Annotated in this window: 14 protein-coding genes, 1 tRNA gene and 1 pseudogene; 12 read left to right on the top strand and 4 right to left on the bottom strand. The window is 56.9% G+C overall.

Annotation, left to right across the window (positions count from 1 at the left end; all coding sequences use genetic code 11):
* The first annotated feature begins 6 nt into the window (after nucleotides 1-6).
* A complete protein-coding gene (locus JDW18_RS11605) occupies nucleotides 7-984 on the top strand; it encodes a c-type cytochrome (RefSeq protein WP_218239620.1) in 978 nt (325 codons plus the stop codon).
* 205 nt (nucleotides 985-1,189) lie between these two features.
* Here JDW18_RS11605 and cyoE read toward each other — a convergent pair whose 3' ends face one another.
* Nucleotides 1,190-2,095, bottom strand: coding sequence for a heme o synthase (gene cyoE, locus JDW18_RS11600; protein WP_218239619.1), 906 nt, complete (start codon nucleotides 2,093-2,095; stop codon nucleotides 1,190-1,192).
* Nucleotides 2,096-2,120: 25 nt separating this feature from the next.
* Nucleotides 2,121-3,287 (bottom strand): COX15/CtaA family protein, encoded by a 1,167-nt coding sequence (locus JDW18_RS11595; RefSeq protein WP_218239618.1) that lies wholly within the window; start codon nucleotides 3,285-3,287, stop codon nucleotides 2,121-2,123.
* 480 nt (nucleotides 3,288-3,767) lie between these two features.
* Between JDW18_RS11595 and JDW18_RS11590 the strand changes: the two genes are divergently transcribed.
* From JDW18_RS11590 to JDW18_RS11585, 3 genes and pseudogenes are all read left to right on the top strand, one after another.
* Nucleotides 3,768-3,841, top strand: a tRNA-Gly gene (locus JDW18_RS11590).
* A gap of 87 nt (nucleotides 3,842-3,928) precedes the next feature.
* Nucleotides 3,929-4,051 (top strand): annotated as a pseudogene (locus JDW18_RS22790) (DUF6538 domain-containing protein); the annotation flags it as partial.
* A gap of 66 nt (nucleotides 4,052-4,117) precedes the next feature.
* Nucleotides 4,118-4,438 carry a hypothetical protein gene (locus JDW18_RS11585; RefSeq protein ID WP_218239617.1) on the top strand — a complete coding sequence of 107 codons (321 nt, stop codon included), beginning with the start codon at nucleotides 4,118-4,120 and terminating at the stop codon, nucleotides 4,436-4,438.
* A 15-nt stretch (nucleotides 4,439-4,453) separates the two neighbouring features.
* Here the strand turns inward: JDW18_RS11585 and JDW18_RS11580 are convergent.
* A protein-coding gene (locus JDW18_RS11580; protein WP_218239616.1) for an IS3 family transposase occupies nucleotides 4,454-5,604 on the bottom strand; the annotation gives its coding sequence in 2 pieces (ribosomal slippage) (nucleotides 4,454-5,358 and nucleotides 5,358-5,604; 1,152 coding nt in all).
* A 63-nt stretch (nucleotides 5,605-5,667) separates the two neighbouring features.
* Here JDW18_RS11580 and JDW18_RS11575 point away from each other — a divergent pair.
* The 8 genes from JDW18_RS11575 (at nucleotide 5,668) to JDW18_RS11540 (ending at nucleotide 18,090) form a co-directional block, all read left to right on the top strand.
* Complete coding sequence (locus JDW18_RS11575) at nucleotides 5,668-6,135, top strand: recombinase family protein (RefSeq protein WP_218239615.1); 468 nt, start codon at nucleotides 5,668-5,670, stop codon at nucleotides 6,133-6,135.
* A 27-nt stretch (nucleotides 6,136-6,162) separates the two neighbouring features.
* A complete protein-coding gene (gene hsdR / locus JDW18_RS11570) occupies nucleotides 6,163-8,772 on the top strand; it encodes an EcoAI/FtnUII family type I restriction enzme subunit R (RefSeq protein ID WP_218239614.1) in 2,610 nt (869 codons plus the stop codon).
* A 79-nt stretch (nucleotides 8,773-8,851) separates the two neighbouring features.
* Nucleotides 8,852-10,588, top strand: coding sequence for a type I restriction-modification system subunit M (locus JDW18_RS11565; protein ID WP_246609852.1), 1,737 nt, complete (start codon nucleotides 8,852-8,854; stop codon nucleotides 10,586-10,588).
* A 42-nt stretch (nucleotides 10,589-10,630) separates the two neighbouring features.
* Complete coding sequence (locus JDW18_RS11560) at nucleotides 10,631-12,283, top strand: restriction endonuclease subunit S (protein WP_218239613.1); 1,653 nt, start codon at nucleotides 10,631-10,633, stop codon at nucleotides 12,281-12,283.
* Nucleotides 12,284-12,388: 105 nt separating this feature from the next.
* Nucleotides 12,389-13,309, top strand: a complete 921-nt coding sequence (locus tag JDW18_RS11555) for an HNH endonuclease (protein WP_218239612.1) — start codon at nucleotides 12,389-12,391, stop codon at nucleotides 13,307-13,309.
* A gap of 183 nt (nucleotides 13,310-13,492) precedes the next feature.
* Nucleotides 13,493-15,010 (top strand): DUF262 domain-containing protein, encoded by a 1,518-nt coding sequence (locus JDW18_RS11550; protein ID WP_218239611.1) that lies wholly within the window; start codon nucleotides 13,493-13,495, stop codon nucleotides 15,008-15,010.
* Complete coding sequence (locus JDW18_RS11545; protein ID WP_218239610.1) at nucleotides 14,994-17,057, top strand: GmrSD restriction endonuclease domain-containing protein; 2,064 nt, start codon at nucleotides 14,994-14,996, stop codon at nucleotides 17,055-17,057. The genes JDW18_RS11550 and JDW18_RS11545 overlap by 17 nt, the downstream gene beginning before the upstream one ends.
* Nucleotides 17,058-17,184: 127 nt before the next feature.
* A complete protein-coding gene (locus JDW18_RS11540) occupies nucleotides 17,185-18,090 on the top strand; it encodes an Abi family protein (RefSeq protein ID WP_246609850.1) in 906 nt (301 codons plus the stop codon).
* 194 nt (nucleotides 18,091-18,284) lie between these two features.
* Here the strand turns inward: JDW18_RS11540 and JDW18_RS11535 are convergent, their stop codons facing one another.
* Nucleotides 18,285-19,511 carry an IS256 family transposase gene (locus JDW18_RS11535; protein WP_218239608.1) on the bottom strand — a complete coding sequence of 409 codons (1,227 nt, stop codon included), beginning with the start codon at nucleotides 19,509-19,511 and terminating at the stop codon, nucleotides 18,285-18,287.
* Between the last annotated feature and the right edge of the window lie 155 nt (nucleotides 19,512-19,666).

The following is a 19,666-nucleotide window of genomic DNA, read 5'->3' as shown; positions in this document are numbered from 1 at the left end:
GTAACCATGTCCCAAGAAACACAAGACAAGGCCAAGTCTTCCAATCTGGCTGAATACGCTGTTGTGGCCTGCATGTTTGCAGGTCTGGGTGGCGCGCTGTGGTACGGCATGAACATCAGCAGCCCCAAGAAGGCTGAAGAGCCTGCCAAGGTGGCAGTTGCTGTCGCTGATGCCAAGGCTGTGCCCGTTGCCGCCAAGTCTGGCGAATTCGCGCCCCCAGGTGCGACGGACTACCCCGAAGGCCCCATGGGCGAGTGGGTGCGCCGCGGTGAAGCCATCTTTACCCGCACGCCTGCCAATGCCGTGGGCTTTTCGGGTAACCCGCTCAGCTGCACCAACTGCCACCTGGATGCAGGCCGCCTCAAGGGCGCAGCTCCCATGTGGGGCGCCTACCCCATGTACCCGGCCTATCGCAAGAAGACCGACCACGTAGACACGTTTGCCGAACGCGTGCGCGGCTGCTTCATGTATTCCATGAATGGCAAGGCGCCCGACGACGGTCACGACATTCTGGTGGCGCTGGAGTCTTACGCTTACTGGATGGCGCAGAAGGCCCCCACGGGCGAGAAGCTGCCCGGCGCAGGTTTCAAGAAGGCGGGCAAGCCTGAAGAAACACCGACCTATGAAGCCGGTGCCAAGGTCTATGAAGCCAAGTGCGCGCTGTGCCACGGTGCAGACGGCAAGGGTCAGTTCACAGGTGACATCGCCGTGTTCCCGCCGCTGTGGGGCAAGGACTCCTATAACTGGGGCGCTGGCATGCATGACATCGACAAGGCCGCCAACTTCATCAAGAACAACATGCCCTACGGCAATGCGACTTTGAGCGATCAGGAAGCCTGGGACGTGGCAACCTTCATCAACAGCCAGGAGCGTGGCCAGGATCCGCGTTTCAACGGCAACCTGCAGGCCACGGCTGAAAAGCACCATGGCAAGTACTCCATGTACGGCAAGGAAGTCAACGGCAAGCTGCTCAAGGGTCTGTAAAAGCGAGGGGTGCTCACGCGCCTCTGACCCGCAATGCAAGGCCAGCTCTGCAAAGGGCTGGCCTTTTTCATGGGAACTCTGTGTTTGAGATCAAATGGCCATCAGGCCATTGATAAGCATGCGCTGAGAGCTCACTATTTGATAGCGTTTCGAGCACAAAAAAAGCCCGGAAGAACCGGGCTTGGGTGTGAACAGCGCTGAAAAATCAGCCCATGAACAGATAGTGATCAATCAGCAGGGCCAGAAACAGCAGGCTCAGGTGAATCAGCGAAAAGCGGAACGTGCGGCGCGAGAGCTCATCGGAGTAATTGCGGTACAGCGCAATCGCATAGCCCACAAAGCCCGCGCCCAGCACCACCGCGGCAAACAGATACAGCCAGCTGCTCATGCCATACATAAAGGGCAGCAGGCCAGCGGCAAACAGCACGATGGTGTAGAGCAAAATCTGCAAACGCGTGTATTCGCTGCCATGGGTCACGGGCAGCATGGGCAGGCCAGACTTGCGGTAATCATCCACCCGGTACAGCGCCAGTGCCCAGAAGTGGGGCGGCGTCCACAGGAAGATGATGAGGAACAGAATCAGCGCCTCTGGGCCGACTTCACCGGTCATGGCTGCCCAGCCCAGCACGGGCGGCATGGCACCCGATGCGCCGCCAATCACAATATTTTGCGGCGTGGCAGGCTTGAGCACCACGGTATAGATGACGGCATAGCCCACAAACGTGGCCAGCGTCAGCCACATGGTCAGCGCATTGGTGCAGACCCAGAGAATCGTGGCGCCAATCATGCAGAGGATGGCCGAGAAAGCCAGCGCATGCTGGCTGGACAGCTCGCCACGCGCCGTGGGGCGCCAGGCGGTGCGCTTCATCTTGGCGTCGATATGGCGCTCTACCAGGCAGTTGAAGGCAGCAGCGGCTGCCGCAACCAGCCAGATGCCGACACTGGCCTCGGCCATATGTAGCCACTGAGCCAGCGTGGGCCAGCCGGGGACGGCCAGCACCATGCCAATCAGCGCACAGAACACAATCAGCTGCACCACGCGGGGCTTGGTCAGTGCATAGAACTGACTCAGGCGGGAGCTGCTATCTAACAGGGCTTCACTTTGACTCATGCAATCACTCTTTGTACGCAGTGCCTCAGGCCGGGCGCTGCGTTGTTGTTGGGCTGACAGCACTCCGCGTCGCGGTAAGGCTCCAGACCACAATCGTTACCAGGGCTGCCGCTCCACCGGTGTGAAGCACAGCAGCAACCAGAGGCCAGTCCAGAACCACATTGGACAGGCCCGTTAAAACTTGCAACACCGCAAAAAATCCCAGCAGACGGCGCTGTCGGGACAGTGCGGGCGCATGGCCCATGGCCATCCAGAGACCTGCCAGTGCCAAGATCACCACATAGGCCATCAGCCGGTGTGTATAGTGGATGGCAGTCAGCGCTTCAAAGCTGATGCTGTTGCCATCTGCCAGCAGACCCAGCGGGCGCCAGATCTGCAGGGCTTGCGCAAAATCCATAGCAGGCCACCAGCTTCCCTGGCAGGTCGGGAAGGTAGAGCAGGCCAGCACCGCGTAATTCGTGCTTACCCAGCCGCCCAGGCTGACCTGAACCACCAGCAGCACGAGGCAGACCCACAGGGCTGCGCGCACGCCTTTGCCAATCAAAGCAGGCCATTGGCCCGCCTGCTTCAGACTCATGGCCGATGCAGGAATGGCCAGCAAGGCCAGCAGGCCCGTGCCACCCAGCAAGTGCAAGGTGACAATGGCTGGGAACAGCTTCCAGGTCACTGTCCACGCGCCCAGTGCACCTTGCATGCACACCCAGATCAGCGTGAATGTGGGCCACCAGGGGCTCATCGCACCTCGGGCTTCTTCTGGCCTGCCAGCGCGGCGGGCGGCCAGCGCCTGTTGCCAGGACATGACGGTCATTGCAATAATGAGCACGCCCACCGTGGTGGCCAGATAGCGGTGAATCATCTCCACCCATGCCTTGCCATGCGTGACAGGGCCAGTCGGCATGGCGGCCTGGGCTTCAGAGATCTGGGCGTGCGCCAGCACAGGGCTTGATGTGCCGTAGCAGCCGGGCCAGTCGGGGCAGCCGAGACCGGAATCCGTCAGCCGCGTAAACGCACCAAACAGCACCAGATCAAAAGTCAGAAACAGCGTCAGCACACACAGGGCCTGCAGCCGCCGGCTGGGCCCTGTGCCGCGATTGCGCCACCATACCCAGCACAGTGGCCCCAGTGCCAGCAGCAGGCCGAAAGCCATCAACTCCAGCACGGGCGCCAGGTCATAGAGCGGCTGCGCGTTCATGCCACCTCCTTGCGATCTGCAGCAGCCTTAGCCGCCAGTACTGCTGCACCGGGTTCGGGCAAGGCAGGGGGCAAGGCAATAGCGCAAAAGCAGATCGGCATCATGAAGCAAGCCCGTGCAGGGCAGGATTGGTGTGGCAGCAAGTCGGTAAGTAGTTGGGATCATTGCCCAAAGTGCTATGGGCATAAAACCTGCAGTCGCAGGTGGCGCATGGCGCAAGTGCTACATCACTTGCAGCAGCCAATGTTGCAGACTGTTTGATCCTGCACAATTTTACCCGTGTGATTTGTGGCACTGCCTAGCATCCCAAAGTGCCCCTAACAAAGTCACGGAAGGGCGTCGCCCAAGGGAAAGTCAGGGGCAAAAAATCGCGGTATCGAACGTTTTTTTCCTGGAACCCTGCAAAGCTTGATGTAGGATTGAAGCAATCGCTTGCAGAGCAGCATTTTTGCAAGGCGCATTCTGGGTAAATGCCAGCATGCGGGCGTCGTTCAATGGTAGGACTCTTGCTTCCCAAGCAAATAACGTGGGTTCGATTCCCATCGCCCGCTCCAAATCGCATGCAAGTCATTGATTTATAATGGCTGCTTCGGTTTGAAGGTGCCAGTTTCGTAAGCACTACTACGAGAGTGTTCTACGAGATGGATCAGATCTATCGCCGTCCAAGCGGCATCTATGCGATTCGGATGTACGTGCCCAAGCGTCTCCAATCGATCGTCGGCAAGACCGAGCTTCACTTCTCCACTGGAAGTCGAAAGCCGGTAGTCTCCAAGATCATTGCTTCGGACATCAGAGCGAGATGGCACAGAACCTTGCATCAGCTCTCATTCATGGATTCCGAAAAAATTAAAGAAGCTCTACCCGAGCTTTTATCTACGGGCTATATAAAACTGCCTGAATTAGCAAATCTTCTGGGCTCCGATATCACGGAGATATCCCGGATGATGTGCGACAGAAACTATCCTTTTTATATTCACTCAGAAAGGCTTGATGGGTGGATCATAGATGACCTTGAGCAGGATATAGGGCTAGGATACTATGGGGATGAGGTAGAAGTTGCCATTGTTCCCAAGGTTTTGACAGCCCGATTCGAAATAACTAGACAGACAGGATTTTTAAAATTCTATTTTGAAGACGATGTACGGGAATGAATCGCCCCGGATTCCCTAGACACTTTTAAGCCGTTGGGAATGGCGTTTCTCGAACTCTATCGGAGAAATATCTCCTGCAGTGCCGTGACGCCTTTTTGGGTTGTAGAACATCTCGATGTAGTTGAAGATATCTGCCCTTGCGTCCTCGCGCGACGTGTAGATCTGGCGACGAATTCGCTCGCGCTTGAGCAACTGGAAGAAGCTCTCGGCCACTGCGTTGTCATGACAGTTACCGCGGCGACTCATGCTGGAGACTAGGTTGTGATCTCGTAGGAAGTCCTGCCAGTCATGCCCGGTGAACTGACTTCCCTGATCCGAATGCACCATGACCGCCTGATCAGGTCGACGACGCCACAGAGCCATCAGTAGTGCATCGAGTACCAAGTCGGTATCGATGCGGCTGCCCATGGACCAGCCCACGACCAGACGGGAGAACAGATCAACCACCACTGCCAGGTACAGCCATCCCTCGTGAGTGCGGATGTACGTGATGTCGGTCACCCACGATTGATTGGGCTCATCCACAGCGAAGCGGCGCTGCAGGTGGTTAGGGGCAACTATGGCGGGCTTGCCTCCGCGCATCCCAGGGCGGCGCCGGTATCCCGTTTGCGAACGCAGCCCTTGGAGCTTGAGCAAACGGGCCACGCGGTGTTTACCGCAGCGCTCTCCCAGATCCCGCATGTCCAGTGTGAGCTTGCGGTAGCCGTACACACCACCACTTTCAAGCCAGGCTTGTTTGAGCAAACCTTGCAGTCGCAGATCATCCCGAGCCCGTGGGCTGACGGGTTCAGCTTTCCAAGCGTAATACCCGCTGGGATGTACCACCATGACTTTGCACATGCTACGAATGCTGTATTCGTGCTCATGTTTCTGAATAAATGCGTACTTCACCCGAGCTGCTTGGCAAAGTACGCTGCGGCCTTTTTTAGGATGTCACGCTCCTCGGTCACACGCTTGAGCTCGGACTTTAGTCTGCGCAACTCTTCTGTCTGCGTAAGTTGAGCTTGTCGCTCTGCGGGAGGCCCTGAATGCGTCTTCAGCCACTGATACAGGCTATGTTGACTAACGCCAAGGCGCTGTGACACGTCAGCGACCTTGTGGCCTCGTTGTGTGATCTGCTTGATGGCTTCGATCTTGAATTCGTCTGGATATTTAGGCTTACTCATGGCACCTCCTATTGGGCCTCGGGATTGAGGCTCAGAAGTGTCTAGAAAACCCGGGGCGATTCAGTGCGCTTCTTCCTTGAAGTCATAGACACCAGCAAGGTCACGATCTGTTTTGCCGACCTACCGGATGTGAACCCGGCAACACCGGAAGGGCGCATGGTGCTGGTCAGCATGGCCAACTTTGCAGAGTTTGAAGGACGGCGTATCAGTCAGCGCACCAAGGCGGCGTTGGCGGCAGCAAAGGCAAGAGGTGTCGTGCTTGGCGGTGCTGGTGGTGCGAATCTGTCGGCCTTGAACAACTCGCGCCAAGACGCCGCCGTTGCGTTTGCTGCCAGATTCAGGAGCGTGATTGCCGGTTTCCAAGCGCAGGGCATGAGCCAGCGAAACATGGTGGCAGAGCTAAATGGGCTGGGATTATCTGCACCAAGAGGTGGGGCGTGGTCACTGCGACAACTGCAGATTTTGCTGGGAAGGCTTGCGAATTCAAGTTCGGGTGTTGAATGTAAGGACAGCATTACATCGCAGCCATAATCATCTTAATAGAGACACGGGGATGGCATGGACAAGAAGCAGCTCAGTGAAGCCGATATTTGTGCGAAATTCATCAGCCCAGCTGTAGTGAAAGCTGGATGGAGCGAGGTCGATCAGATCTATCGTGAGTACACCATTGCACCGGGGCGAATTGTCGTTCGTGGACAAAAAGCTCAGCGTGATAAGCAGTCGGCGCTAAGAGCTGATTACTTGTTGTGCTTTCAGTTTGGACAGCCTCTCGCTATCGTTGAGGCCAAGGACAACTGTCATACGGTGGGCGCTGGTGTGCAGCAAGCCACTGAGTACGCAGAGCGCATGGGCGTTCCTTTTGCGTTTGCCAGCAACGGCGATGGCTTTGTGTTCCGGGACGCCACGTTGCTCTTCAACGGGCAGTTGCTCACCAATCTTGCGATGGAGGAGTTCCCATCGCCTGCACTCCTGTGGGCACTCTACCAACAGTGGAAAGGCTGGACGCCAGCGCAAACCGCCGTGAATGCCTTTGCCTACCACCAAGGCGATAGCAACCGAGTGCCACGCTACTACCAGTTGCATGCCATTAACCGCGCTCTGGAGGCGATTGCCGCAGGGCAGAGCCGCGTGCTGCTGGTCATGGCCACGGGTACCGGCAAAACCTACACAGCCTTCCAGATCATCTGGCGCTTGCTCAAGAGCGGTGCCAAGAAGCGCATCCTGTTCCTGGCCGATCGCAACATCCTCGTTGATCAGACCATGGTTGGCGACTTCAAGCCTTTCAAGGGCGCGATGGCCAAGCTCAGCCCGCATGCCAAGGGGATTGAGCGTGTTGATGCTGATGGCACCACCACAGTAGAAGAGCTGGAGCTGGCTCTCACCAAGGGCAAGAAGTTGACGGGCGGCAAGCAAGTCAACAAATCCTATGAGGTCTACCTGGGCCTGTATCAAGCAGTCACGGGCAGGAAGGGCGCGGACGACGTGTTTCGCCAGTTCAGCCCGGATTTTTTCGATCTCATCATCATCGACGAGTGCCACCGTGGCAGCGCCAACGAGGACTCGGCCTGGCGCGACATCCTTGACTACTTCGGTAGCGCGACGCAGGTTGGTCTGACGGCCACGCCCAAGGAAACCGAAGACGCTTCCAACTCCTATTACTTTGGCGAGCCCGTCTATACATATACCCTCAAGCAAGGCATTGAAGACGGCTTTCTGGCACCGTACAAAGTGGTGCGCGTTGATTTGGATCGCGATACCTTTGGCTGGCGCCCGCCCAAAGGTATGAAGGATGACAACGGCAACCTCATTGAAGACCGCATCTACAACGCCTCGGACATGAACCGCAACCTGGTGTTGGGTCTGCGTGACCGTGTGGTGGCCGACAAGATCACTCAGTACCTCAAGGGCACAGACCGCAACGCCAAAACCATTGTGTTCTGCGAAGACGTAGATCATGCCCAGCGCATGACTGCTGCTTTGGCTGAAGCCAACAAAGACCTCTGTGCTGCCCGCCACAAATACGTGATGCAAATCACCGGAGACAACGAGGTTGGCAAGCGCGAGCTGGACAACTTCATTGATCCTGACAGTGCAGACCCTGTGATTGCAGTCACCAGCAAGCTAATGAGCACTGGCGTGGATGCGCAAACCTGCAAGCTGGTGGTGCTGGACCAGAACATCAAGTCCATGACGCTGTTCAAGCAAATCATTGGGCGTGGTACGCGCTTAAACGAAGAGCATGGCAAACAGTTCTTCACCATTCTCGATTTCAAGCGCGCCACAGAGCTGTTTGCTGACAAAGACTTTGATGGCGAGCCCGTGCAAATCTACAAGTCCACAGGCGACGATGATGTGGTGCCGCCAACACCTGACGAAACGCCGGATGGGGAAGAAGGCGCAGTCATTGATGGTGAAAGTGGGCTGCCTGGCTCAGACGAAGGTGCTGATGGCAGCACGCCGACAACAGGTGGCTCCACCAAGGATCCTGCCGGTGTTTATGGTGGCGACGGCTCCGGTGGTGACTTGACGGGCGACCCGGAAAAGCCCCGTAAATACAAGATCAGCGATCGCGTCACTGTCGCTATTGCCCGTGAACGCATTCAGTACCTTGATGCCAATGGCAAGCTTGTCACCGAGAGCCTGCGCGACTTCACTCGCATCAACCTGGCCAAAAAATACGACTCACTGGATGCCTTTCTGCAAGCCTGGAGCGGTGCGGATCGCAAGCAAGCCTTGATCGAAGAGCTGCAACACCACGGCGTGCTGCTGGATGTGCTGGCGGAAGAGCTGGCATTGGAAAAAGGTGATGGCAGCAGTCTGCAAGGTGCCGACCCCTTCGACGTGCTGCTGCATGTGGCCTACGACCAGCCCATGCTCACCCGCAGCGAACGCGCCAAGCGCGCCAAGCAAAAGCTGGCTGACGACGGCATCTACGCCAAATATGGCGACACCGCCCGCAAGGTGCTGGATGCGTTGATTGACAAATATGCCGATGAGGGCATCTTTGCCATTGAAAATAACGACATCCTGAAGGTGCAGCCCTTCACACAAATGGGCAGCAATGTAGAGTTGATGAAAAGCTTTGGCGGCAGCAAGCAGAACTACCAGGCTGCCATGGCACAACTGGGTCAGGCCATTTACCCAACTGGCTCGTCTGCCCAGTCTTAAACCTTCAAAATAGATAGCTGCCAGCGCTTGATTCATAAGTGCTGGCAGCATTTTTTTTCAGATATTCGAAGTTCGCAGCATGTCCAACCTGTCATCCACAATCAAATCCATCCAAGACATCATGCGCCAGGACAGCGGCGTGGACGGTGATGCCCAGCGTCTGTCCCAGCTCACCTGGCTGCTGTTTCTGAAGGTGTTTGATGCGCTGGAAGAAGAGCTGGAATTCACCCAGGACAATTACCAAAGCCCCATCCCCGCAGGCATGCGCTGGCGCGACTGGGCTGCGGATGAAGAAGGCATGACGGGCGAGGCGCTGCTGAGCTTTGTCGATAACGAGCTGCTACCCACGCTCGCGCAACTGCCTGGCAGCATTGAGCAAAACCCGCGTGCCTATGTGCTGCGTAGCGTGTTTGACGACACCTACAACTACATGAAAAGCGGCCACCTGCTGCGCCAGGTCATCAACAAGCTGGCGGTGATCGACTTCAACCGCCAAGCAGAGCGCCACCAGTTCAACGACCTGTACGAAAAGCTGCTCAAAGACCTGCAGGCGGCAGGCAACGCGGGCGAGTTCTACACGCCCCGCGCCGTCACCCAGTTCATGACGGACATCACCAACCCCCAATTGGGAGAGACAGTGATGGACCCCGCCACCGGCACCGGCGGCTTTCTGGTGTGTGCTATTGAGCAACTGCGCAAGCAGGCCCAAACGCCCGAGCAGCAAGCGCTGCTGCAAACCGCCGTGCGCGGCGTGGAGAAAAAGCCGCTGCCGCACAGCCTGTGTGTCACCAACCTGATGCTGCACGGCATTGAAGTGCCCAGCCAGATCAAGAACGACAACACCTTGAGCCGCCCGCTGCGCGATTACGGCAAAGCCGATCAGGTGGACATCATCCTCACCAACCCACCTTTTGGCGGCACGGAAGAGCCCGGTATTGAAGACGGTTTCCCGGCCGATCTGCGCAACCGTGAAACGGCCGACTTGTTCATGATCCTCATCATGAAGCTGCTCAAAGACGGTGGCCGCGCCGCCGTGGTGCTGCCCGATGGCTTCTTGTTTGGTGAAGGCAGCAAAAGCCGCATCAAAGAAAAGCTGCTCAACGAGTGCAATCTGCACACCATCGTGCGCCTGCCCAATGGCGTGTTCAACCCCTATACCGGCATCAAGACCAACCTGCTGTTCTTCACCAAGGGCCAGCCTACCGAACATGTCTGGTACTACGAGCACCGCTACCCGCAAGGCGTCAAAAACTACAACAAAACCAAGCCCATCCGCATTGAAGAGTTTGATGTGGAGAAAGCCTGGTGGGGTAATGCTGCCGACGGCTTTGCCAGCCGTGTGGAAAACGAACAAGCGTGGAAGGTGAACTACGGCGAAAAAATTGCCGATGCCAAAGAACGGGCCACTCCTCACTGGGAGGATGCGAAAAAACTTCGATCACTTTCTGTGCGTTTGAAAGCAGATGCCTCGGATGTGAAGCTTCAATTAGATGAGCTGAAAGAAAACGGTAAAGAGATTACGGAGTCGTTTGCTGAGCTTAAGCAGCAGCACCAATCTTTGGCGGAGGAAAGTAGGAAAGCTGCTCAGGCAAGCAATATGGCCCAGCAAGCTGGCGATGCTATCTATTGGCCTACGTTCAATCTGGACCAGAAAAATCCCCATGCGGCCGAGCAAGTCAGCCACGACCCGGACGAGCTACTGGCTGCCTACAGCCAACTGCAGGCCAAGGCGCAAGACCTGCGCAACCAGCTCCAAGCCATGCTGGCGCAATCGCTTGCAGGTGATGCCGACAGCACAGAGACAGAGAAAAATTAAGAGCGACTAGCGTGCGTAGATAAAGGGTTTCAAGGTTAAAACATGCTGAAAACAAGCAATAGTGCGCGCAAGCTGCTCTCTAATTTTGATGTGATTGCGCAAGCGCCGCAGGGCGTGGCAAAGCTGCGCGAGCTGATTTTGACGCTGGCGGTGCAGGGCAAACTGGTGCCACAAGATGCGAGCGAGGAACCGGCTAGCATGCTGCTGGAGCGCATCAAAGCAGAAAAAGTGCGGCTGGTGGCTGAGGGAAAGATTAAAAAAGAAAAGCCGCTTACATTAAGTATAGAAGAAGAAATTCCATTTGAATTGCCGGTGGGATGGGAGTGGTCAAACCTTAAAACGATTGGATTAATAAATCCAAGAAATTCGGAAGCAGATGCTGTTAAGGCTTCATTTGTGCAAATGAGCTCAATTCCTGTGGAGTTCTCGGTGGCTCATGCATCAGAGACTCGTTTGTGGCAAGAAATAAAAACTGGATTTACACAATTTTCTGAAGGTGATGTGGGTGTGGCAAAAATCACACCGTGCTTTGAAAATGGAAAATCAACAGTATTTCAGAATTTAAGCAATGGTATAGGGGCCGGAACTACAGAGCTTCATATTGTTCGGCCGCTAGGCGATATAGATCGTAAATACGTTCTGCTTTTTCTGAAAACGCCGGGATTTCTCAAGGATGGTGAAGAGGTTATGACTGGTTCCGCAGGGCAAAAGCGGTTGCCGCGTAGCTATTTCGAGAGTAAACCATTTCCACTTCCACCCCTCGCCGAACAATCCCGCATCGTCGCCCGTGTCGAATCCCTGATGCAGCTTTGCGATGCGCTGGAAGCTCAAGGTCAACTGGAAGCCATCCAGCATCAGCAATTGCTGCAAGCCCTGCTGGGCAGCCTGGCCCAAAGCGCAGACGCTGCCGAGCTGGCCCACAACTGGCAGCGCGTGGCCACGCATTTTGATGTGCTACTGGACCGTCCCGAAGCCATTGATGCGCTGGAGCAAACCATCCTCCAACTCGCAGTGCGCGGCCTGCTGGTGCCGCAAGACCCGACCGATGAGCCTGCCAGCGAATTGCTGAAAAAAATTCGCACCGAAAAAGACCGTTTGATTGCGGAAGGGAAAATCAAGCGGGATACGCTGTTGCCTGCGATTGGCGATGAGGAAAAACCGTTTGTGCTGCCGTTGGGGTGGGAGTGGGTGAGGCTTGCGGGCTTGATTCGAATAAATTCAGGTGATGGGCTTACATCTGCACAAATGGCGAAAGATGGGATTATTCCAGTTTATGGGGGGAATGGAGTTAATGGATATCATGACAAGGCCAATGTGAGCAAGCCTACATTGGTAATAGGTCGTGTGGGATATTACTGTGGATCGGTACATGTTACCCCTTCAGAAGCTTGGGTTACTGATAATGCTTTCATTACTAAATATTCAGAAAATTTTATAGATATGAGTTGGTTGTATTGGCTGTTGAGAGCTACAAATTTAAAAGAGAACGACTCTGCAACAGCGCAACCAGTTATATCTGGGAAAAAGGTGTATCCAATAGTCGTAGCTTTCCCACCTCTCACCGAGCAATCACGCATCGTCACGCGCGTGAACGAATTGCGAGCTCTGTGCCAGCAATTGCGCGATCAACTCACGCAGGCGCGCCACACCCAAGGACTGTTGGCGCAGGCGTGGGTGGAGCAGGCTGCGGCTTGATGGCGATCCATGTGACCTTTGCGTGATCTCAACGTGACCAAGGCTATGTTTTCGGCGGCAGGGCAATGCGTCCTGTTGCCTTTGGTTTTTCCCGAAAGTTTTTGAATGTCTTTATCGGTTGATGTGGTGGAGCCCATACTGCTGGCCCGTGGTTATCAAGAAAAAAATCGCACCAAGAAGAAGGTGGCTTACCAGAATGGCACAGACTTACCGCTGTACCTGAATTTGCAAAGCAAGGGCGGCACCAGTGTGCTGGTGGCCCACCCGCATTCTGGCGCGCAGGACTTGCACATAGATGGGGTGGAAGTGGGGGCGAAGTACTTTCACTCCAGCAATATGGGCTTGTTCCCCAAGCACATGCATACCGGAGCTACGCCGATTCCCTATGGCGTGGGTCTGACGTTTGACAGTTCAGCGGCGCTTTCGCGTTGTTTGGCGTGGTTAGAGCAAGACGTGAAGGCGGAGGGGGATCTGATTCAGCTTCAGTCATCTGCTAAGGCAGCTCCGGATGAACAAGCCTTGAGCACAGAGGGCGTTGCTGGCCAGGATGCATCGCATGTGCCGGGCCACGATCTTGGAATGGGTAGCTCTGCCGTAGCCATAGCACCGGGCCAAGATGCGAGCATTCTGACTACGCGCCGTGTGGGGCATGACCGCTTTCGCCAGGCGCTGGAACAGTATTGGGATGGGGCTTGTGCGATTTCTGGTGTCTCGCACGCCGCTTTGCTGCGCGCCTCACATATCAAGCCCTGGGCAGCCTCTGCGCCGGAGGAGAAAACCAGTGTGTTCAACGGTTTGCTGCTGGCGGCACAGTGGGATGCAGCCTTCGATTGCGGCTTGATTACGCTGGATGCGCAGGGTGAGGTCGTTCTATCTCCCCAGTTGCGTGTTGCCGATGCAGCTTTGCTGGGGATTGAGGCAGGAATGCGCTTGCGTAAGCGGTTGGAGCCTCAACATTTGCCATATTTGGCATACCACCGGCAATATGTATTTCTGGAAGGTGATGCGGTAGACGGCAGGGTATGAATCTGCACTGTGCCAAGGTGCTGGGCTGAATATGCTTCTGCCGCAGCGCCTGACAGGCGTGACGCTGGTAAGTTAGGGACTGTGATGTGCGTTTGGTGGCGGAGGAGATCACCAGCCAATCCCAAATAACCAAGAAAGAAAAAGATGGGGCTTATGAACGAGAGGGCGGTTTCGCAGGCACATGTGTCTGAACCAGAAGCAGAGAAAGCTCAGTTGTCACATATCTCGGCCCAGCAGGCTTGCGCTGAGATTTGCAAACTCAAGGACTGGCTTGGCGACCAGGCACTGAACATTCCCGACTACCAGCGTCCCTACAAATGGGGCTTGCCGCAAGTGCAGCAGTTGCTGCGCGATATTGAGTTGCAAACCCAAGCCACTGCACAGGAGCAAGGGGCCAGCAGCTACCGCATGGGCACGGTGGTGGTGCATGTGGAGTCGGCGGTCGATCTGCCTGGTCAAAGCGGCATGCCAGCGCGCAGATCGCACCATATTGTGGACGGCCAGCAGCGCACCGTGACTTTGCTGCTGGTGCTGCATGCCTTGCGCGCTGCGGCCCGGGAAGTTGCCGAAGAGCAGCAGCCAGCCTGGCAGCGTGAGTTATTAGCGCTGGAACTGTTTGAGCCGCAATTTCCCAGTCCCTTGTCGCACCAGCAGGTACAGGCCAACTACCAGGCCATTGCACGCCATATTCGGCAAGCGCAGTGGGGGCAGGCGCAAGTGGAGTTTTTGCTGGAGCGCTGCGAGGTGGTGCGCGTGCAGTTGCACAGTCTGACCGAGGCATTTCAGTTTTTTGATGCACAGAACGGCCGTGGCAAACCGTTGTGCGTGCATGACTTGCTCAAGGCCTTTCACCTGCGGGCGTTGCGCCCGGCAGAGCTGGCGTTACAGGGGCAAGCCGTGCAGGCTTGGGAGCGATGCTCGCAACCCGACCTAGAGCGCTTGTTTGCTCGTTTTCTGTTTCAAACCCGCCAGCGCAGCCGTGGGCGTGATGCCGAGTATTTTGGCAAGCGGCATGTGGGCGTGTTCAAAGGCATCAGTCTGGAGAGCCGTGCGGCCGCGCCCATGAGCCGTGCGTGGCGCATGCTGGACGATGCGGTGCATTTGCTGGAGAGCCATACGGGTACGCGCGGGCAGGTGTGGCCCTGTCAGCTTGATGCACCTGTGGTCAACGGCTTGCGCTTTTTTGACTGGGTGCAGCATTACTGGAGCATGGGCTTTCATCACAAGCAGGAAGTGGGGAAGCTGCCTCCCTGGGCCCAAAAATTTGAGCACGCACTGGCTGAAGACGCGCGTGGCATCTTGGAGACGCTGGGGCGCTATGCAGGGCGTGACCGCAAGGGTGACTCGCATGTGCGCGCCGTGTTTGATGCGCTGCTGATGTACTACGTGGACAAATTTGGTGAGCAGGGGCTGTCGCAGGCGGTGGAGCTGTCATTTGCCTGGGCTTATGCGCGCTTGCTCAACCGTCGGGTGATGGTGGGCAGCATGGACAAATTTGCCAGTGAGGGCGGGGTCAACCCGTTTGCCGTGCTGCGCGATGCAATCACGCCGCAGGAGTTCCTGAATATCTCGCTGCCCACTGCCTTTTACGAGCGCGGCACGCCGCCATCACAAGGCTTGGATGCGTTGCAGGGTTGGATGGAAAAGCTGGGCTACTGGCGGCAAGGTGCACTGAAGGAAGAGCATGAACAACAAGCATGAGCCCCAACTGCTGACCGTGCAGCAGGTGCTGGCAGATGGGCTGTATTCCATCCCTGTGTATCAGCGCAACTATGCTTGGGGGGCGAGAGAGATCGGTCAATTGATTGCCGACGTGAACGACTATGCCCAGCGCAATGCACAGAATTTGGTGCATGACTACTACATCGGCACTCTGGTGGTGTACGCGCGGCGTACCGAGCAGCATCAGCACTGGGAGGTGGTGGACGGCCAGCAGCGGCTGACGACGCTGAGCCTGCTGGTGTCAGTGCTGCGTGCCATGTACCCTGAGCTGGAAGGCGCGATGGCGCGCATGCCTTTGCAGTTTGAGTGCCGCGAGGCTTCGAGTCAGGCGCTGAAGACGGTGTTTGCGCAGCCTTTGCAGGCGGCAGCACAGGCCAAGGACAAACCAGATGGTGACGATGCCAGCGGAGCAAGCAGCATCTGGGAAGGGCGAGCCATTATTGAGGGTCTATTGCGTGAGTTGCCGGAAGCGCACCGAAAGGTGTTTGCCCATTTCCTGCTGGAGCGCGTTCAACTGCTGCGGGTGGATTTGCCCGCGCGAACGGACCTGAATCACTACTTCGAGGTGATGAACAACCGCGGCGAGCAATTGGCTAAGCACGAGGTGCTGAAGGCTCGTTTGCTGGGAGCGCTGCAGCAGCATGGTGAGCACGCGGCCATGAAGGTGCTGCATACGGTGTGGGATGCCTGTGCTGTGATGGACAGGTCGGTGCAGTCCGGGTTCGTGCCAGATTTGCGCAAGCGCATATTTGCTGCAGATGGCAGGTTGCTGCTGGTGAAAAATGCGCAGCAGTTGGTGGCGTGTTTTGGTGGCCTTGACGAGACGACAGCCGCGCCCAAATCATTGATGCAACTGATTGCTGACCGGCCTCGCATTGCTGGCGGGCAGTTGGTAGCCACGCAGGTAGGGGACGATGAGGAGGACGAGGAAAGCAAGGCCCAGTTTGGCTCGGTGATTAACTTCCCCAACTTCTTGCTGCAGGTGCTGGCCATGATGCCGGGTGAGGCATTTGAGAGCACACCGCTGGACGACAAACACTTGCTGACGGCATTTGAGCCATTGCTGCGTGGCGGTGCGGATCAGATTCTGGAATTCGGCTTCAGGTTGCTGCGCTGCCGGTTTCTGCTGGACCAGCATGTGATTAAGAGCAGCGTTGACAGCCAAGGCGATGAGGAGCACTGGCAATTGCAGCGCTGCAAGTTCAGAAATGACAAGGCCGTGTTGCTGTGGGTCAACGCCTTTGATGATGCTGGCCAGGACTGGGCAGAGCGCTTGCGAATGCTGCAGGCTGCGCTGCATGTGTCGTACATGCTGCCCACGCGTAAGCACTGGTTGCAAGGGGTGTTGCGCTGGTTGTACCAGCAGGATGCTGAGACAGCCATTGATGGCGCAGCGTTTTTGCTGGCGCTGGAAGGGTTGGCCAAGGCCTTTGTGCTGGAGGAGGGCGCTGGCGGGCCTGAGCCAGTGACATATGAGGCACTGGTGCGCCGTTCAACACAGTTCTTTAAACCCCATCGACCGGACAGTGAACTGGTAAGGGCGCTGCCAAGCAAGTTGACGTATGGGCGGGCTAGGCTGGTGGACTTCAATTTCCTGGACTATTTGCTCTGGCTGCAGGCCAGGCATGAGGACAAGCCGGGAGCGCAGGAGTGGCGCGATTTTGCTTTCACCAGCACTCGCCGCTCAGTGGAGCACCTGCACCCACAGACGGAGCTGTTTACGGGCAATTCGTGGGATGACGACCATCTGCATGCTCTAGGTAATCTGTGCCTGGTCAGTCATACGATGAACTCCCGCCTTGGCAACTCAGGGCCGGAGGACAAGTTCAAGCAACTGGTGAGCGAAAAGCAGAGTCAGAGCCTGAAGACCTTGGCGATGTACTCGGCGTTCTCGGTTGAAAGTGCGTGGGCATCAGGCGGAGCCATGCTTAGACATCAGCGGGAAATGCTCGGGCTGTTGGAGGCTGCCTTTGCGGCTGACGGCTTGATTAACGGCGCTCCAGCGCCGGTTGAGGCAGTGGAGTGAGTGAAATGCCCCTTTTCCTGGATTTAGGTCGGACGTTGCTATCGTCGATGCAGGGAGGCTTTTGGTGAGCTATCAAAAGCCTTGGCTTAGTGTTGCAGATCAACTGGCCCAGCTGCAGGCGCGCGGCATGATCGTTACAGACGTTGTCAAAGGGCAAGACTATCTGGAACGCATTGGGTACTACCGGTTGTCAGGCTATTGGTATGACATGCGGCAGTGGCAGGCTGCGCAAGGTGGCAGACCTGGCCAGCGGCAGGTATTGGATGACTTCAAGCCGGGGACGCGACTGAAGGATGTGGCAGACCTGTATGTGTTTGACAAACGATTGCGCATGCTGGCTCTGGATGCCCTGGAGCGCATCGAGATCGCGCTGCGCGTGGATTTGTCTCACCGGCTGGGGCAGAAGGGCGCATTTGCTTATCAGGACGCAACATATTTCCACCCGAACTTCGCGCAGGTGCTGAAGCGTTCTGGGCTGACTCAGCACCAAGAATGGCTGAGCAAACACGATGACCTGATTCGCCGATCGCGTGAGAAGTTCATTGAGCACTACCGGAACAAATACGGGCAGCCGCTGGCTATATGGGTGGCATGCGAGGTTTGGGACTTTGGCAGCATGTCTGTGCTGTTCTCGGGCTTGCCATCGCAGGAGCAGGACCAAATCGCACAGGGCTATGGCCTGCCCGCAGGCAACGGGCAGGTGTTTGCCAGCTGGCTGCGCAGCCTGAACTACCTGCGCAACGTATGCGCCCACCATAGCCGCCTATGGAACCGTAACGTGGTAGACCAACCCAGGCTGCCCAAGAAGGGCTCTGCACCCGTTTTAGACCCCTTCCAGGGGCAGGCGCAGCTGGTGGCACGTCCGTTTTTACTGCTGTGTATCTGCCATCATCTGATGCAGCACATCAATCCTGGGTCATCATGGAGCCAGCGCCTGACAGCATTGTTGGATGGCTTCCCGGACCTGCGCCATGTGGGCTTGACGCTGCAAGGCATGGGCGTTGTACCAAAGTGGCAAGATTTGCTTAGCTGAGCACGGGCAAAGAAAAACCCCCAAGCAGCTGGTGCAGAGCACTTCACTGAAGGGGGCCGTGTTGGGGTCGATTCTATAGCAAGTTCTTAACAAATGTTAAGCAGTGCCTAAACTGAAGGTGTCGATGCCGCTTGTCGCAACTGGGCCAGCTCGGCATTGGGCGTGTCCGAATTTTTGTGTAAACGGTTCGGACTTCAATTGATGGAAATGCGGTCTCCGAACTGAATGGTAAAGCGGGTCAGCGCAGCCTTCCAATCCCGGATGGGCATGGTCCACTTCTGGCTGATGTTGCGCAGGGCCAGGTAGAACAGCTTGGTCAGCGCCTCGTCGCTGGGGAACGAGCCCCGGTTCTTGGTCAGCTTCCTCAGGCCCATGTTCACCGACTCGATGGCATTGGTGGTGTAGATGACCTTGCGGATTTCCGGCGGGTAGTCAAAGAACGGGGTCAAGCGGCTCCAGTTCCTGCGCCAGGACTGGCCGATGGGCAGGTACTCGGCATCCCAGCGCTGCTCGAATTCACCGAGCATCAGCTCGGCCTCCTCGGCGGTGGCGGCCGTGTAGATGCGTCTCAGGTCTGCGGCCACTTCTTTGCGACGCTTCCACGAGACGTAGTTCAGGCTGTGGCGCACCATGTGCACGATGCACAACTGAACCACTGTCCTGGGAAACACGGCCTCAATGGCTTCAGGGAAGCCCTTGAGGCCATCGACGCAGGCGATGAAGATGTCATGCACGCCCCGGTTGCGCAGCTCGGTCACGACCTGCAGCCAGAATTTGGCCCCCTCGGTCTGCGCCAGCCACAGGCCCAGCACCTCCTTCTCGCCCGTCATGGTGATGCCGATGGCCAGGTACACCGCCTTGACCCGCACAGCGCCCTCGCGCACCTTCACATGGATGCAGTCCAGATAGACGATGGGGTAGATTGCATCGAGCGGGCGGGCTTGCCAGGTCTTGACCTCATCGGCCACGGCGTCGGTCACCGAGGAAATCAGGCTGGGCGAGACCTCGGTGCCGTACATCTCCTCTAGGTGGGCCTGTATCTCGCGCACCGTCATGCCGCGGGCGTACAGCGAGATGATTTTGTCGTCGAAGCCGGCCCAGCGGGTCTGGTGCTTGGGGATGAGTTGGGGCTCGAAGCTGCCATGGCGGTCACGTGGCACCTCGATGGGCAACTCGCCGAAATCGCCCTTGAGGGTCTTCTTGCTCTTGCCATTGCGGGTGTTGCCAGTGGTGTTGGCTACCGCTTCGTTGCGTTCGTGGCCCAGATGCTCGGTCAGTTCGGCGTCCAGGGCTCGCTCCACCAGCAGCTTGGTCAACTGTTTGAGCAGGCCGTTCTCGCCGATGAGGTCTTCGGGTTTCTTGTAGTTGGCCAGCAGGCCAGACAGCAGTTCTTCGGGTACGTCGTGTTTCTTGGTGCTCATTGTGCTTACGGATAGGCCGGCTTGCGCCGGCGGTGGATTGTCCGTTTACACAAAATTCTGCACACCCTCATTTGCCATGGCTGTTGTGCTGATCGCTCGGCAGGCCCGGAGGAGGCTTGGAATTGCAGCTTTGGTGGCCAGTTCTGGCTTCGATC

It is taken from the genome of Comamonas fluminis (assembly GCF_019186805.1).
In the GTDB taxonomy this organism is placed as follows: Bacteria; Pseudomonadota; Gammaproteobacteria; order Burkholderiales; family Burkholderiaceae_C; genus Comamonas; species Comamonas fluminis.
The sequence above is the reverse complement of the archived record's forward strand: the minus strand, read 5'-3'. Positions and strand labels throughout refer to the sequence as shown.

Coding starts and splice junctions, on each gene's coding strand:
- JDW18_RS11595 (WP_218239618.1), bottom strand. CDS start 3,287: ATGAACGCGCAGCCGCTCTATGACCTGGCGCCCGTGCTGGAGTTGATG.
- JDW18_RS11560 (WP_218239613.1), top strand. CDS start 10,631: ATGCTGAAAACAAGCAATAGTGCGCGCAAGCTGCTCTCTAATTTTGAT.
- cyoE (WP_218239619.1), bottom strand. CDS start 2,095: ATGAGTCAAAGTGAAGCCCTGTTAGATAGCAGCTCCCGCCTGAGTCAG.
- JDW18_RS11545 (WP_218239610.1), top strand. CDS start 14,994: ATGAACAACAAGCATGAGCCCCAACTGCTGACCGTGCAGCAGGTGCTG.
- JDW18_RS11555 (WP_218239612.1), top strand. CDS start 12,389: ATGTCTTTATCGGTTGATGTGGTGGAGCCCATACTGCTGGCCCGTGGT.
- JDW18_RS11585 (WP_218239617.1), top strand. CDS start 4,118: ATGGATTCCGAAAAAATTAAAGAAGCTCTACCCGAGCTTTTATCTACG.
- JDW18_RS11605 (WP_218239620.1), top strand. CDS start 7: ATGTCCCAAGAAACACAAGACAAGGCCAAGTCTTCCAATCTGGCTGAA.
- JDW18_RS11565 (WP_246609852.1), top strand. CDS start 8,852: ATGTCCAACCTGTCATCCACAATCAAATCCATCCAAGACATCATGCGC.
- JDW18_RS11540 (WP_246609850.1), top strand. CDS start 17,185: ATGATCGTTACAGACGTTGTCAAAGGGCAAGACTATCTGGAACGCATT.
- JDW18_RS11535 (WP_218239608.1), bottom strand. CDS start 19,511: ATGAGCACCAAGAAACACGACGTACCCGAAGAACTGCTGTCTGGCCTG.
- hsdR (WP_218239614.1), top strand. CDS start 6,163: ATGGACAAGAAGCAGCTCAGTGAAGCCGATATTTGTGCGAAATTCATC.